The 16,508-nt window shown below is 56.8% G+C and carries 10 protein-coding genes; all 10 read left to right on the forward strand.

What is annotated here, in order from left to right; all coding sequences use genetic code 11:
- Positions 1-19 precede the first annotated feature (19 nt).
- The 10 genes from hrpB to fhuB all read left to right on the forward strand — a co-directional run bounded on the left by hrpB (position 20) and on the right by fhuB (position 16,477).
- Positions 20-2,449: an ATP-dependent helicase HrpB gene (gene hrpB / locus MX657_RS04415; protein WP_346807448.1), complete on the forward strand. Its 2,430-nt coding sequence runs from the start codon at positions 20-22 to the stop codon at positions 2,447-2,449.
- A gap of 155 nt (positions 2,450-2,604) precedes the next feature.
- Positions 2,605-5,127: a bifunctional glycosyl transferase/transpeptidase gene (gene mrcB / locus MX657_RS04420; RefSeq protein ID WP_080328734.1), complete on the forward strand. Its 2,523-nt coding sequence runs from the start codon at positions 2,605-2,607 to the stop codon at positions 5,125-5,127.
- A 335-nt stretch (positions 5,128-5,462) separates the two neighbouring features.
- Positions 5,463-6,035, forward strand: coding sequence for a fimbrial protein (locus tag MX657_RS04425; RefSeq protein WP_119916002.1), 573 nt, complete (start codon positions 5,463-5,465; stop codon positions 6,033-6,035).
- Positions 6,036-6,077: 42 nt separating this feature from the next.
- Positions 6,078-6,791 carry a fimbrial biogenesis chaperone gene (locus MX657_RS04430; RefSeq protein WP_080328736.1) on the forward strand — a complete coding sequence of 238 codons (714 nt, stop codon included), beginning with the start codon at positions 6,078-6,080 and terminating at the stop codon, positions 6,789-6,791.
- Positions 6,792-6,810: 19 nt separating this feature from the next.
- Positions 6,811-9,288, forward strand: a complete 2,478-nt coding sequence (locus tag MX657_RS04435; RefSeq protein WP_346807451.1) for a fimbria/pilus outer membrane usher protein — start codon at positions 6,811-6,813, stop codon at positions 9,286-9,288.
- 12 nt (positions 9,289-9,300) lie between these two features.
- Positions 9,301-10,305, forward strand: a complete 1,005-nt coding sequence (locus MX657_RS04440; protein ID WP_346807452.1) for a fimbrial protein — start codon at positions 9,301-9,303, stop codon at positions 10,303-10,305.
- 205 nt (positions 10,306-10,510) lie between these two features.
- Complete coding sequence (gene fhuA / locus MX657_RS04445) at positions 10,511-12,760, forward strand: ferrichrome porin FhuA (protein WP_333017291.1); 2,250 nt, start codon at positions 10,511-10,513, stop codon at positions 12,758-12,760.
- Between the two features lie 50 nt (positions 12,761-12,810).
- Positions 12,811-13,608 carry a Fe3+-hydroxamate ABC transporter ATP-binding protein FhuC gene (gene fhuC, locus MX657_RS04450; RefSeq protein ID WP_217479546.1) on the forward strand — a complete coding sequence of 266 codons (798 nt, stop codon included), beginning with the start codon at positions 12,811-12,813 and terminating at the stop codon, positions 13,606-13,608.
- Positions 13,608-14,498 carry a Fe(3+)-hydroxamate ABC transporter substrate-binding protein FhuD gene (fhuD, locus tag MX657_RS04455; protein ID WP_080328741.1) on the forward strand — a complete coding sequence of 297 codons (891 nt, stop codon included), beginning with the start codon at positions 13,608-13,610 and terminating at the stop codon, positions 14,496-14,498. The genes fhuC and fhuD overlap by 1 nt, the downstream gene beginning before the upstream one ends.
- The gene (gene fhuB, locus MX657_RS04460; protein ID WP_119915996.1) at positions 14,495-16,477 is read left to right on the forward strand and encodes a Fe(3+)-hydroxamate ABC transporter permease FhuB; all 1,983 of its coding nucleotides are present in this window, start codon (positions 14,495-14,497) and stop codon (positions 16,475-16,477) included. Before fhuD ends, fhuB begins: the two co-directional genes overlap by 4 nt.
- Positions 16,478-16,508 lie beyond the last annotated feature (31 nt).

The following is a 16,508-nucleotide window of genomic DNA, read 5'->3' on the forward strand; positions in this document are numbered from 1 at the left end:
TAACCCTCTGGAGCTGTTAGTGTCCTCATTGCCGGTCGCCGTCGTCCTTCCTGAGCTTCTCGCTGCCTTACAATATGCCCCACAGGTGCTGCTTAACGCGCCCACGGGGGCGGGTAAATCCACCTGGCTGCCGATTCAGCTTCTGAAAGACGGGAATATCAGCGGGAAAATTATCCTGCTGGAGCCGCGCAGGCTGGCCGCGCGCAACGTAGCGCAACGCCTGGCGGAACTGCTGAACGAAAAACCGGGCGAGACGGTGGGCTACCGGATGCGCGCCGAAACCTGCATCGGCCCGTCCACGCGTCTTGAGGTGGTCACCGAGGGCATTCTCACCCGCATGCTGCAAAACGACCCGGAGCTGACCGGCGTCGGGCTGGTGATCCTGGATGAATTCCACGAGCGCAGCCTGCAGGCCGATCTGGCTCTCGCGCTGTTGCTCGACGTTCAGCAGGGGCTGCGCGACGATCTGCGGCTGCTGATTATGTCGGCGACGCTGGATAACGAGCGGCTACGACAGGCATTACCCGATGCGCCGGTCATCAGCTCAGAAGGGCGGGCATTTCCTGTTGAGCGGCGCTATCAGCCGCTTCCTGCTCATCAGCGCTTTGATGAAGCGGTGGCTATCGCCACCGCCGAATTGCTTCGCCAGGAGCCCGGCTCGCTGCTGCTGTTTTTGCCCGGCGTGGGGGAGATTCAGCGCGTACAGGAGCAGCTTTCTACCCGCGTAGGCGGCGATGTGCTGCTTTGCCCGCTCTACGGCGCGTTGTCGCTACAGGATCAGCGTAAAGCCATCCTTCCAGCCCCGGTGGGGCAGCGCAAGGTGGTGCTGGCGACCAATATCGCCGAAACCAGTTTAACCATCGAAGGCATTCGCCTGGTGGTGGATAGCGCGCAGGAGAGGGTGGCAAGCTTTGACCCGCGCACCGGGCTGACTAAACTGCTTACCCAGCGCATTAGTCAGGCATCGATGGTGCAGCGCGCGGGCCGTGCGGGGCGTCTTGAGCCGGGTATTTGCCTGCATCTAACCAGCGCGGAGCAGGCTGAACGTGCGGCTATGCAAAGCACGCCTGAGATTTTACAAAGCGATCTCTCCGGGCTGGTGATGGATCTGCTGCAGTGGGGCTGCCCGAGTCCTGAACAGCTCACCTGGCTTAATCCTCCGCCTGCCGTGAACCTCGCTGCTGCGCGCACCTTGCTGAGCCAGCTTGGCGCGCTGGAAGGCGAGCGTCTGACGGCGCGCGGTCAGAAAATGGCGGCGCTGGGCAACGATCCGCGGCTGGCGGCGATGCTGGTGGCCGCGCAGGGCGAAGATGAAATTGCCACGGCGGCAAAACTGGCGGCTATTCTTGAGGTGCCGCCTCGCGGTGGCAGCAGCGATCTGGGGCAGGCGTTTTCGCGCAATCAGGGGAACTGGCAGCAGCGGGCGCAGCAGCTGTGCAAACGTCTGAATTGCCGGGGCGGTTCACCTGATAGCGATAAGATTACCTCCCTGCTGGCGCTGGCCTTCCCGGACAGGATTGCACGCCGTCGCGGGCTGGATGGACGCTATCAGCTGGCAAACGGCATGGGCGCGATGCTGGACAGCGACGATGCGCTGACGCGACATGAATGGCTGATCGCGCCGCTTTTATTGCAGGGGAGCCACTCCCCGGATGCGCGTATTTTGCAGGCGATTGCCGTGGACATAGACGCTCTGACGCGCGACTGCCCGCAGCTGCTTCAGCAATCGGACATCGTGGAGTGGGATGATGCGCAGGGCACGCTGAAGGCGTTTCGGCGCAGCCAGATTGGCAAACTGACGCTCGGCACAAAGCCGCTGGCGAAGCCGTCGGAAGAAGAGTTGCACCAGGCGATGCTCAACGGCATCCGGGAAAAGGGGCTGGGCGTCCTGAACTGGACGCCGGAGGCTGAACAGTATCGCATTCGCCTGCTTTGTGCCGCGAAGTGGCTACCGGAATATAGCTGGCCCGCAGTGGATGATGAGACGCTACTCGCGACGCTTGAGCAGTGGCTGCTGCCGGAAATGCGCGGCGTGCACTCTCTGCGCGCCCTTAAAGCACTTGATGTTAAGACCGCGTTACAGAATTTACTGGACTGGTCATTACGTCAACGTCTGGATAGTGAGCTTCCTGGGCATTACACTGTGCCCACCGGAAGCCGGATTGCCATTCGTTATCATGAGGATAATCCTCCGGCGCTGGCAGTGCGGATGCAGGAGATGTTTGGTGAGGCCACCACGCCGTCTATTGCGGAAGGGCGCGTTTCTCTGGTGCTTGAACTATTGTCTCCGGCGCACCGCCCGTTGCAGATCACCCGCGATCTGGGGGCGTTCTGGGCGGGGAGCTACCGTGAAGTGCAGAAAGAGATGAAGGGGCGCTACCCCAAACACGTCTGGCCGGACGATCCGGCGAATACGGCACCGACGCGGCGCACGAAGAAGTATTCGTGAGTCAGGAGAAAGAGGAGAGTGCGGTCTGATGCCCTCACCCCGGCCCTCTCCCACAGGGAGAGGGAGAAAACTAATTTTGAGAGATTTCTTCTTTCACAGGTCAGTGGAAGAAATGAGAATCGGGCCTTTGCGCCTGAACGTTGCGGAGAAAAAGCATGGCGGGGAATGACCGCGAGCCAATTGGGCGTAAGGGAAAACCAACGCGTCCGGCCAAAGAAAAGGTGAGCCGTCGTCGCCTCAGAGATGAGGACTATGACGATGACTATGAAGACGATTATGAGGATGAAGAACCGATGCCGCGTAAAGGAAAAGGCAAAGGGCGTAAGCCTCGGGGCAAGCGCGGCTGGTTCTGGCTGCTGCTGAAGCTGTTCATTGTTTTTGTTGTGCTGATGGCGATTTACGGCGTCTATCTGGATCAGAAGATCCGCAGCCGTATCGACGGTAAAGTCTGGCAATTGCCTGCGGCAGTGTATGGTCGCATGGTGAACCTTGAGCCTGACATGTCGATCAGTAAGAACGAGATGGTAAAACTGCTGGAGGCCACCCAGTATCGTCAGGTGTCTAAAATGACCCGACCTGGCGAATTTACCGTGCAGGCGAAAAGCATTGAGATGATCCGCCGTCCGTTCGACTTCCCGGACAGCAAAGAGGGGCAGGTGCGCGCGCGTCTGACCTTTGACGGCGATCGCCTGGAAACCATTGAGAACATGGATAACGACCGCCAGTTCGGTTTCTTCCGTCTCGATCCGCGCCTGATCACCATGCTGTCGTCCGCAAACGGCGAACAGCGCCTGTTCGTGGCGCGTAACGGCTTCCCGGACCTGCTGGTGGACACGCTGCTGGCAACTGAAGACCGTCACTTCTACGAGCACGACGGTATCAGCCTCTACTCCATTGGCCGTGCGGTGCTGGCCAACCTGACGGCGGGCCGTACAGTACAGGGAGCGAGTACGCTGACCCAGCAGCTGGTGAAGAACCTGTTCCTCTCCAGCGAGCGCTCATACTGGCGTAAAGCCAACGAAGCGTACATGGCCGTACTGATGGATGCACGCTACAGCAAGGATCGTATCCTTGAGCTGTACATGAACGAGGTGTATCTCGGTCAGAGCGGCGATAACGAGATCCGCGGCTTCCCGCTGGCGAGCCTGTACTACTTTGGCCGTCCTGTTGAAGAGCTGAGCCTTGACCAGCAGGCGCTGCTGGTGGGCATGGTAAAAGGGGCGTCCATTTATAACCCGTGGCGTAACCCGAAACTGGCGCTGGAGCGTCGTAACCTGGTACTGCGTCTGCTGCAACAGCAGCAGGTCATCGACCAGGAGCTGTACGACATGCTGAGCGCGCGTCCGCTGGGCGTTCAGCCGCGCGGTGGGGTGATCTCTCCGCAGCCTGCGTTTATGCAGATGGTGCGTCAGGAGCTGCAAAGCAAGCTCGGTGATAAGGTCAAAGATCTTTCCGGCGTGAAGATCTTCACCACCTTTGACTCCGTGGCGCAGGATGCGGCAGAAAAAGCGGCTGTGGAAGGTATTCCGGCGCTGAAGAAGCAGCGTAAGCTGAGCGATCTCGAAACCGCGATGGTGGTGGTTGACCGTAATACCGGCGAAGTGCGCGCGATGGTCGGCGGCGCCGAGCCGCAGTATGCGGGCTATAACCGTGCGATGCAGGCGCGTCGTTCGATTGGTTCTCTGGCAAAACCAGCGACCTATCTCACCGCGCTGAGCCAGCCGAACCTCTATCGACTGAACACCTGGATTGCCGATGCGCCAATCTCCCTGCGCCAGCCTAACGGCCAGGTCTGGTCACCTCAGAACGATGACAAACAGTTCAGCGGCCAGGTGATGCTGGTGGATGCGTTGACCCGCTCCATGAACGTACCAACGGTTAACCTCGGTATGGCGCTGGGTCTGCCAGCGATTGTCGACACCTGGCAGAAACTCGGCGTTGCGAAAGATCAGCTGCATCCGGTGCCGGCGATGATTCTTGGGGCGCTTAACCTGACGCCGATCGAAGTGGCGCAGGCGTTCCAGACCATTGCCAGCGGCGGTAACCGCGCTCCGCTCTCGGCGCTGCGTTCGGTGATTGCCGAAGATGGCTCCGTGCTGTATCAAAGCTTCCCGCAGGCGGAACGTGCCGTTCCTGCGCAGGCGGCTTATATGACGTTGTGGACGATGCAGCAGGTTGTGCAGCGTGGTACCGGGCGTCAGCTGGGGGCGAAGTATCCGGGTCTGCACCTGGCGGGTAAAACCGGGACCACCAATAACAACGTCGATACCTGGTTTGCCGGTATTGATGGCCGTGAAGTGGTGATCACCTGGGTAGGCCGTGATAACAACCAGCCGACCAAACTGTACGGGGCGAGCGGGGCGATGTCGATTTACCAGCGCTATCTGGCGAATCAGTCTCCTGTGCCGCTGAATCTGGTTGCGCCGGAAGATATCGTGGATATGGGCGTGGATGGTTCCGGTAACTTTGTCTGCGGCGGCGGGATGCGTACTCTGCCTGTCTGGACGACCAACCCGGACTCGCTGTGCCAGCAGAGCCAGCCTGAACAGCCAACGGGCAACCCGTTCGATCAATCCTCTCAGCAGCAGCCGCAGCAACAACAGCCGCAGCAGCAGAATGAGAAGAAAGACAGCGATGGCGTCGCTGGCTGGATCAAGGATATGTTTGGTGGGAACTAATTAATTCCCTGAATAAAAAGCCGCTTTAATATAAAGCGGCTTTTTTTTATCTTTTACATTCTGCAATTTTTAAAAAAATTAAACATCTAATTTAGAATTTTTAAGCTCGCACTTTTTTTATCTAAAACATGTAGTTGGAATCATCTGCGTGTTACGTGACATTATCCTCTCTGGACATAATGAAGAATAATCTGATGTAATCGCCTCAAGAAATTCACTGGCTCAAAGGATGTTCCTATTTAGTCAGTCATGTGTAACAAGCTGGATAACATTTCGACTCAAAATATTTGTAGTGCGAATGGATGCCCCAATTGTCAAATATAAGGATATTTTTCATGAACAAACAAATTTTTTCTACATTATTAGCCGGAAGCATTATGGCTGCGCTGTCTCTGCCTGTATTTGCATCCAATGATTCCGGTACGGTGAATTTCGCCGGGAAAATTGTTGCCGATACCTGCGAAATTAACGTTGATGGCTCAGGAACGAACGCCTCCACCGTTACGTTTGCGGATACCTATCCTTCAGACTTTGGCGCTGATGGTACGGTGGGTACCTCCAAAGCGTTTAAAATTGAAGTGAAAAAATGTGATCCACTGGTTGCAAAACTGAACCTCAAGTTCAGCGGTACAACGACAGACGCCGCCTACAAACGTTTGAAAAACGATCTCTCCGGCGCAGGCAATGCAACCAACGTTGGCATCATCGTCAGCAATGATAATGGCTCTAAAGGGGATGTGGTCTTCGATGGCTCAGTACCGGATTCAGGTACCGATGTGAATAACGACGCGACGGGGGCAACGGCTTCTGTCTTTAACTACACCGCGAAAGTGATTCAGGTGGGTGATACCGCGCCAACCGCGGGTCATTACTCCTCCTCTGCAACATTCGAGGTTGTCTATCGCTAAGCAATTACGGGCAGCCTGAACGGCTGCCTTCTGGAACGTTGTATGAAGACTTTATTTAAATTGTTATGTGGTTGTTTAATTATTTCTTGCTGTTCAGTACAGGCAAGCGTTGTGCTCGGTGGTACGAGAATTATTTATCCATCGAATAAGTCTGAAGTTCAGATAGCACTTAAAAATAAAGATCCTCATACACGTTATCTGGTGCAGAGCTGGGTTAGTTATCCCAATGACGCAAAAGCGCCTTTCATTATTACGCCACCCGTTTACAAATTGCAGGAAAATCGTCAAACGCTTTTGCACGTTATTTTCACCGGCGATAAAAACAGTCTGCCAGCGGACCGCGAATCACTGTTTCTGGCGAACGTTAAATCCGTATCGGCACTCTCGCCTGAGCTGAAAGAGAAAAACACGCTGCAGTTTGCAATGAAAACGCGTCTGAAACTTTTCTGGCGCCCCGCTCAGTTGAAAGAAACCGATGCTCTGAGTGCCTATGAAAAAATAACGTTCAACCGTCAGGGTGACACGCTAATCGCAAAAAACCCGACACCGTTTTATGTCTCGTTTGGCGAACTGGCCGTTGGCGGGAAAAGCGTGCCGGTGAAAGAGACCAAAACCACGCCTGGTGCCATTTCTATGATGGTTGCCCCCTTCAGCGAACAGCGTTTCGCGTTACCCGCATCAGCAAAGGGCGCGGTGACCTGGACGGCAATCAATGATTTCGGTGGGCAGACCCCGCAACGCAAGCAGGCTCTTTAAATAATCATGTTGGTATGTTATGTCGTCATCTCTGCTTCGCACACAGGTACTGTCCGGGATCGCGCTGGCGCTGCTCGCCGCGATCCCGCCTGCAAGTGGCGATGACGAATTCAACCTGCGGATCCTTGAGCTGGATACGCCTCTCGAAAATACCTCCACGCTCGAAAACTTCATCAAGGATAACGGGTTACTTGCAGGAAGCTACCTCACGACCATTATGTGGGATCGCGACATTCTGGATAAACGTAGCGTTTCCTACGTGCTGTCTGACGATAAACAGCGCCTGCTGCCGGAGCTGACGAAAGCCGATCTGCGTGATTACGGCGTAAAAGTCGACACGATCCCGGATTTAAAAGATCTGGATGACGGTGCTTACGTCCGCGATATCTCCCATTTCATCGAAAATGCCCGTTACGAATACAATCAGGACAACCAGACCCTGAAGCTGGTTATCCCGCAGGCGTATCGCGATCGCGCTGCCGCTGGCGCCATTCCGGCAAAATTCTGGGATGACGGGGCACCTGCTGCCTGGACAAGCTATCAGTTAAGCGGGTCGCAACAGCACTATAGCGCGGGCAAAACAGCTTCGACCTGGCTTGGCCTGGAATCTGGCCTCAATCTGGGGGCGTGGCGACTGCGGAATAACAGCACGTGGAGCGACGCTTCCGGCTGGGAAGCCATCGCCAGCACGTTACAACGTGACATCAAATTACTGAAAAGCCAGCTTGAGATGGGCCAGACGTATACCAATGGTGAGCTTTTTGACAGCATCCAGATGACCGGTGTGAAGCTGGAAACGGATACCTCTATGCTGCCCGTAAGCCAGCAAGGTTTTGCGCCTGTGGTGCGTGGGATCGCCAATAGCGATGCCAAAGTTACCATCAAGCAAAATGGCTACATTATCTATCAAACTAACGTCTCGCCGGGGCCTTTTGAGATCCGTGACTTAAGTCAGGTGACCTCCGGCGCGGATCTGGAAGTCACCGTCGAAGAGGCGGATGGCAGCGAGCACAGCTTTATACAGGCCAGCGCATCGGTGCCGGTGCTACAGCGGGAAGGCGGCTTTAAGTATTCGCTGGCCGCAGGGCGCTATCGCGGTAATGAAGGGGAAGACGAACCGACCTTTGCGCAAGGCACGGCTATCTATGGCCTGCCTTACGGCGTCACGGCGTATACCGGCGCGCTGGGTGCATCACTGTATCACGCACTGCTGCTGGGGCTCGGTGCCGATCTGGGGCATTTCGGCTCTGCCTCTGTTGATCTCACGGCCGCGCGTACCGCCTTTGATGACGGGCGTGACGATGCCAGCGGTTTATCCTGGCGGGCGCAGTATTCAAAAGATATTCCCGATACGGATACCACCGTCACGCTTGCCAGCTATCGCTACTCCACATCGGGGTTTTATACCTTTCAGGAAGCTATCGATCAACGTGATAGCGAGATCGATGACGGCATTTATACCTACCGCAGAACTAATAACCGCCGTAGCCGCATGCAGCTCAACCTTTCCCAGCGGGTTTCTGACTGGGGCTCGGCCTATCTCAACGGCTATCAGCAAGACTACTGGGATATGGACGGCCATGAGCGAAGCGTCAGCGCGGGGTTTAGCTCCAGCTGGCGCGACATCACCTGGTCGATAAGTTACAACCTGACCCGCACGCCAGATGCCGATACGGACCGGCAAATGGCGTTAACGGTCAACATTCCGTTATCAAAGTGGCTGCCGGATTCATGGGCAACCTACAGCGCCAATACCGCCAGCGGCGGTTTTGTCTCGCATCAGGTTGGTCTCGGCGGTACCGCTTTCGAGGACAACAAGCTGAGCTATAACCTCCAGCAGACCTATGCCAACCAGGATACGGGCTACGGCGGCAGCCTGTCAGGCCGTTATCGTGGATCTTCCGGTGAAGTGGGGATGGGGTACAGCTACGGTGGCGATAATCGACAGTGGAACTACAGCGCTCAGGGGTCAATCGTTGCCCACAAGCATGGCGTGACGCTGGGGCAACCCGTGCGCGACGCATTTGCCATCGTGCACATTAAAGATGGCGATAACGTCAAAGTACAAAACGGGCGCGGCATTTCTACCGACCGCTTTGGTAACGCGATTGTTCCCTCCCTGACCGCCTACCGGCATAACGTCATTACGGTCAATACCCAGGATCGGGAAGATATTGATATCGACGCGGCAACGATGGATCTCGTGCCGACGAAAGGCGCTGCGCTACACGCCACCTTCGATGCGCGTGTGGGACGACGCGCGCTGGTGACGCTGCTTTACGCGGGTAAGCCCGTGCCGTTTGGCGCCGTGGTGGCGCTGGATAACACCACGGCAATAGTGGGTGATGACGGCGAGGTTTACCTGACGGGGCTGTCCGGCAAAACCACGTTTAGCGTGCAGTGGGGGGAAGCGCGCGATCGGCAGTGTCAGGGGACGCTGGATATTCCTTCACAGAGCACTGCCGGGATCGTCAAAGCAACGGTCACCTGTGATTAACAGAGGTATTTCATGAAACTACGCCGTACGGTTAAAACATTTCTTTCACCACTGCTGCTCGTGCTGGCGGGGACCTTTTTCCATACAGCCCGTGCAGAATGTACCTTTAACGGCAGTTCTGACGTGGATGCCGTGGTAACGTTTCAACTTCCTCCGGTGATTGTTGTTCAACCCGATACGCCCGTCGGCACCGTGATTTATGATGGTAGCGTCGAGAGTAAAGAAGTAACGGTGGAGTGCAGCGGTGATGCGCAAATTCGGCGCGGATACCTCTATCTGTCTGATAGCGATGCGCGCGAAGATGTCATGTCGGGAGTTTATCAAACCAACGTGCCGGGTATTGGCATTCGCGCGGCTTCGTCGAACGAGCAGTTCCCCAATTACAATGAGGAAAATATACTCAGGCCGATGCACTATCTGGGATCGACCCACGGCTCTTCGCTAAATACATCTGTATTTCGTGCTGCCGCACAGCTGGTGGTGACGGGCGATATTCAGGAAGGGTATCTCGATACCTCGCGTTTAACCTCAATGGATATTCTGGGCAACGCGGTGATCGGTGAAATGCGGTTTTCCCCTACCAGCGTTCACATTACGAACAACACCTGTAATCTGGTCGACAGGAACATCTATGTGCCGCTGAAAACGGTCAATACGCAGGACTTTACCGGGCAATACTCGGATATTCTTACTGACGACAGCTTTAAGATTGAAATCACCGACTGTGCGGCGGGAACAAAGGTCGATTATCAGTTCACCAGCGCGGGCTCGACGGGGGTCATGAACGGCACTATTTTGCGCATCGCTTCCGGAGACTCTGCCGCTGATGGCGTCGGTATTCAGATCCTCGACCAGAATAATACCGTGCTGCAGTTTGATCAGAACTACACGGCGATAACCAGCACGCAGGACAAGGTTCCTGTCGAAATCCCCCTCAGGGCCCGCTACATCAAGACGGGGGAGGTTAAAGCCGGCAAAGTCGATTCTGTCGCGACGTTCGAGGTCTTTTACCGCTAATCCATCCTGCCCGCTCTGGCGGGCTTTAACGATCATTTCACTAACCTCATTAACCCCCTGTTTTCATCTGGTTAATTCTTAAACCCTTAAATCTTGTAGGGCCGCTTATTGCTTGCTATGCAACCAGCGTTTCGCATATTATTCTGGCGCTCATAATAATAATTCTCGTTTACGTTATCATTAACCTTTCCATCAGAGATACTACATGGCGCTTTTCAATACTGCTCAGCCAATTAACACGTCGCTGCGTAAAGTCGCGGTCGTCGTAGCCACAGCGGTTGCCGGCATGTCTGCTTATGCTCACGCGGCCGAAACCCCGAAAAAAGAAGACACCATTACGGTTACCGCAGCGCCCGCTGCCCAGGAAAGTGCCTGGGGGCCTGCTGCGACTATCGCCGCGAGACAGTCCGCCACCGGCACGAAAACGGATACGCCAATCCAGAAGGTTCCGCAGTCTATTTCTGTGGTGACGGCCGAAGAGATGGCGCTGCACCAGCCGCGTTCGGTGAAAGAAGCCCTGAGCTATACGCCGGGCGTTGCGGTAGGCACGCGCGGTGCGTCCAACACCTATGATTATCTGGTTATTCGTGGTTTTGCGGCCGATGGTCAGACGCAAAACAACTACCTCGACGGCATGAAAATGCAGGGGAACTTCTACAATGACGCGGTAATTGACCCGTACATGCTGGAGCGCGCCGAAATCATGCGTGGCCCGGTTTCCGTTCTGTACGGAAAAAGCAGCCCAGGCGGTTTGCTGAACATGGTCAGTAAGCGCCCAACGACCGAGCCGTTGAAAGAGATCCAGTTCAAAGCGGGTACGGACAGCCTGTTCCAGACCGGCTTTGACTTTAGCGATGCGATCGATGATGACGGCGTTTACTCATACCGTCTGACGGGCGTTGCGCGTTCGAACAATTCCCAGCAGGAGGGTAAGGGCGAACAGCGTTACGCCATCGCACCATCGTTCTCCTGGCGTCCGGATGATAAAACTACCTTCACGTTCCTCTCTTACTTCCAGAATGAGCCTGAAACGGGCTACTACGGCTGGCTGCCAAAAGAGGGGACGGTCGATCCGCTGCCAAACGGCGATCGTCTGCCGACTGACTTCAATGAAGGCGCGAAGAACAATACCTATTCCCGTAACCAGAAAATGGTGGGATACAGCTTCGACCACGAATTTAACGATACTTTCACCGTACGTCAGAATCTGCGTTTTGCCGAGAATAAAACCTCGCAAAACAGCGTATACGGTTACGGCGTTTGTACCGATCCGGCGAACAGCGGCAACAAGCAGTGCGCAGCTTTATCCCCTGCAGACAAAGGCCATTATCTGGCACGTAAATACGTTGTCGATAACGAAAAACTGCAGAACTTCACCGTTGATACTCAGCTACAGAGCAAATTCTCTACCGGTGAGGTGGACCACATCCTGCTGACCGGCGTTGACTTTATGCGTATGCGTAACGACATCAACTCCTGGTTCGGCTACGACGATTCTGTTCCGCTGCTGGATCTCTACAACCCGGTGAACAGTGACTTTGATTTCGGTTCGAAAGATCCTGCTACCTCCGGCCCCTATCAGATCCTCAACCGTCAGAAACAGACGGGGCTCTACGTGCAGGATCAGGCGCAGTGGGATAAAGTCCTGGTGACGCTGGGCGGTCGTTATGACTGGGCCGATCAGGAATCATATAACCGCGTGTTAAATACCACCTCCAAACGTGATGACACCCAGTTCACCTGGCGTGGTGGCGTTAACTATCTCTTTGATAACGGTATAACTCCGTATTTCAGCTACAGTGAATCGTTTGAACCGGCTTCACAGACCGATGCACAGGGCAAACTGTTCGCACCGTCTAAAGGCAAGCAGTACGAGGCGGGCGTGAAATATGTGCCGAACGATCGTCCGATTGTTGTCACCGGTGCACTGTACCAGCTGACCAAAACCAACAACCTGATGGCCGACCCTGCGGGTTCCTTCTTCTCCGTTGAAGGCGGCGAGATCCGTGCCCGTGGTTTCGAACTGGAAGCCAAAGCGGCCCTGTCTGCCAGCGTGAACGTTGTCGGTTCTTATACCTATACCGATGCGGAATACACCACGGACACCAACTACAAAGGCAACACGCCAGCGCAGGTACCGAAACACATGGCTTCCCTGTGGGGCGATTACACCCTGTATGACGGTGCGCTGTCTGGTCTGACGCTGGGTACCGGCGTTCGTTACACCGGCTCCAGCAAAGGCGATCCGGCGAACTCCTTCACGGTGGGCAGCTACACGGTAGTTGACGCCCTGGTCAGATACGACCTGGCGCGCGTGGGCATGGCTGGCTCTAACGTGGCGCTTCACGTGAACAACCTGTTCGATCGTGAGTACGTTGCCAGCTGCTTTAACACCTACGGTTGCTTCTGGGGTGCTGAACGCCAGGTTGTTGCCACCGCGACCTTCCGCTTCTAATCTCTCTTCGGGCACGGTTCGCCGTGCCCTTTTTATTTAAGTTGGCTGATATGCAGGATAATCAAACGCAATCCGACACCACCTTTACGCTCAACCATCTCTCCTTTCGCGTACCCGGACGCACCCTGCTGCATCCGCTCTCGCTGACGTTTCCGGCCGGTAAAGTGACGGGCCTGATTGGTCACAACGGCTCCGGTAAATCCACGCTGCTCAAGATGCTGGGACGTCACCAGCCGCCTTCTGAAGGGGACATTCTGCTGGACGATCAGCCGCTGGAGAGCTGGAGCAGTAAAGCTTTCGCGCGGAAAGTGGCCTATCTGCCGCAGCAGCTGCCGCAGGCAGAAGGGATGACGGTGCGTGAGCTGGTGGCGATTGGCCGTTATCCGTGGCACGGGGCGCTTGGGCGCTTCGGCGTCGCCGACCGGGAGAAAGTGGAGGAGGCGATTGCGCTGGTAGGGTTAAAGCCGCTGGCGCACCGTCTGGTGGATAGCCTGTCCGGCGGCGAGCGTCAGCGCGCGTGGATTGCGATGCTGGTGGCACAGGACAGCCGCTGTCTGCTGCTGGATGAACCCACCTCTGCGCTGGATATCGCCCATCAGGTGGACGTGCTGGCGCTGGTGCATCGCTTAAGCCAGCAGCGTGGTCTGACGGTCATTGCGGTCCTGCACGACATCAACATGGCGGCGCGCTATTGCGATTATCTTGTCGCGCTACGCGGTGGCGAAATGATTGCGCAGGGGACACCGCCTGAGCTGATGCGCAGCGAAACGCTGGAACACATTTACGGTATTCCAATGGGGATCTTGCCTCACCCTGCCGGGGCTGCACCGGTGAGCTTCGTGTACTGATGCTGGACAACACTTTTATTAGCCGTCGTCGCCTGCTGGCGGCAATGGCGCTCTCACCGCTGCTGTTTAAAATGACGACGGCACGCGCTGCCGCTATCGATCCCCACCGCATTGTGGCGCTGGAATGGCTGCCGGTCGAGCTGATGATGGCGCTGGGCGTTACGCCGTATGGGGTGGCCGACATCCCTAACTATAACCTCTGGGTGAACGAGCCGAAGCTGCCTGATTCCGTCATCGACATTGGCCTGCGCACGGAGCCAAACCTCGAACTGCTGACCCAGATGAAACCGTCGTTTCTGTTCTGGTCTGCGGGCTATGGCCCCTCAGAAGAGACCATGGCGCGCATTGCGCCAGGGCGCGGATTCTCGTTCAGCGACGGTAAAAAACCGCTGGCTATGGCAAAAAACTCGATTAACGAGATGGCGCATTTCCTCAACCGTGAGGCAGAGGCCAAAAAACACCTCGACGAATTTGATGCCCTGATCGACGCCCTGAAGCCGCGCTTTGCCAACCGGGGCGATCGTCCGCTGCTGATGGTGACGCTGCTGGATGCCCGCCACATGCTGGTCTTCGGTAAAAACTGCCTGTTTCAGGAAGTGCTGGACAGCTTTGGCATTCGCAACGCCTGGGAAGGGGAGATGACCTTCTGGGGCAGCACCGCCGTGGGTATCGATCGTCTGGCGGCGTTTCGCGATGTCGACGTGTTGTGCTTCGACCACGGCAACGAGCGTGAAATGCAAACCCTGATGGCGACACCGCTCTGGCAGGCGATGCCGTTTGTGCGCGAGAAACGCTTCCTGCGCGCACCCGCCGTATGGTTCTACGGCGCGACGCTGTCGGCCATGCATTTTGCCCGCGTGCTGGATAACGCGCTGGGAGGCAAAGCATGAACACGCGTATTGCTCGTTTCCCGGTACTGCTGCTCTCCCTGCTTTTTCTGGTCGCGCTGGCCTTAACCGGGCTCAATCTCTCGACGGCGTTACCGCGCCCGCAGTGGGGGGCCGCGCTGGCCTCGCCGGACATCGATAATATTCAGCAGATGCTGTTCCACTACAGCCTGCTGCCGCGTCTGGCGATTTCACTGCTGGTCGGGGCCGGTTTAGGCCTGGTAGGTGTGTTGTTCCAGCAGGTATTACGTAACCCGCTGGCGGAGCCGACTACGCTTGGCGTCGCGACCGGTGCGCAGCTTGGCATTACCATCACCACGCTGTGGGCGTTACCCGGGGCGTTAACCTCGCAGTTTGCGGCTCTCGCGGGAGCATGCGTGGTGGGGGCGCTGGTCTTTGGCGTGGCCTGGGGCAAACGCCTTTCTCCGGTAACGCTTATTCTGGCCGGGCTGGTCGTCAGCCTCTACTGTGGCGCGATTAACCAGCTGCTGGTGTTGTTCCATCACGATCAGCTGCAAAGTATGTTCCTGTGGAGTACCGGTACGCTCACCCAGACCGACTGGAGCATTGTGCAGCGCCTGTGGCCTCAGCTGGCGGGCGGTGTGGTGCTGACGCTGCTGCTCCTGCGTCCTCTGACGCTGATGGGGCTGGATGATGGCGTGGCGCGCAACCTGGGGCTGGCGCTGTCGCTGGCTCGTCTGGCGGCGCTCACCCTGGCGATTGTGTTAAGCGCTCTGCTGGTTAACGCGGTTGGCATTATCGGGTTTATCGGCCTCTTTGCGCCGCTGCTGGCGAAAATGCTCGGGGCGCGTCGCCTTCTGGCACGTCTGCTGCTGGCGCCGCTGATCGGGGCGCTGATCCTCTGGCTTTCCGATCAGGTCATTCTCTGGCTGGCGCGCGTCTGGATGGAAGTCTCCACCGGGTCGGCAACGGCGCTTATCGGTGCGCCGCTGCTGCTGTGGTTGCTCCCGCGTTTGCGCAGCATTAGCGCACCGGCGATGGACGCGGGCGATAAGGTCTATGCCGAACGTCAGTCGGTGCTGTGGTTCAGCCTGGCCGGTCTGGCGGTGTTGCTTATCGCCTCGTTCGTGGCACTCTCCTTCGGACGTGATGCCGCAGGCTGGCACTGGGCAACGGGTGATCTGCTCAACGAGCTATTACAGTGGCGCTGGCCGCGTATTCTCTCCGCGCTGATTGCCGGAGTGATGCTGGCGGTAGCGGGGTGCATTATTCAGCGTCTGACCGGCAACCCGATGGCGAGCCCGGAAGTGCTGGGGATCAGCTCCGGCGCGGCCTTTGGCGTGGTGCTGATGCTCTTCCTGGTGCCGGGTAATGCGTTTGGCTGGCTGATGCCTGCCGGGAGCATTGGCGCGGCGGTGACGCTGCTGATTATCCTGATTGCCTCTGGCCGCGGCGGATTTTCTCCGCACCGTATGCTGCTGGCCGGTATGGCGCTCAGCACCGCTTTCACCATGCTGCTGATGATGCTGCAGGCGAGCGGCGATCCGCGCATGGCGAAGATCCTGACCTGGATTTCCGGCTCAACCTACAACGCCACCGCTAGCCAGGTTGTGCATTCCGGGATAGTGATGATGGTACTGCTGGCGATTGTCCCTTTGTGCCGTCGCTGGATGACCATTCTGCCGCTGGGAGGCGAAACCGCGCGTGCGGTTGGCTTAGCGCTGACGCCGACGCGCGTTGCGCTGCTGCTGCTGGCGGCGTGTCTGACGGCAACGGCCACCATGACCATCGGTCCGCTGAGTTTTGTGGGGTTGATGGCGCCGCATATCGCCAGAATGATGGGTTTCCGCCGGACGATGCCGCACATTGTGATGTCGGCCCTGACGGGCGGGGTCATTCTGGTGTTTGCCGACTGGTGTGGAAGGATGGTGCTGTTCCCGTATCAGATCCCGGCGGGTCTGCTGTCGACCTTTATTGGTGCGCCGTACTTTATCTATCTGTTGAGAAAGCAGAGTAGGTAATAAAAGTAAACGGCAATCCCTGGATTGCCGT

The sequence above is a fragment of the Enterobacter chuandaensis genome, from assembly GCF_039718975.1.
GTDB classification, from domain to species: Bacteria; Pseudomonadota; Gammaproteobacteria; order Enterobacterales; family Enterobacteriaceae; genus Enterobacter; species Enterobacter chuandaensis.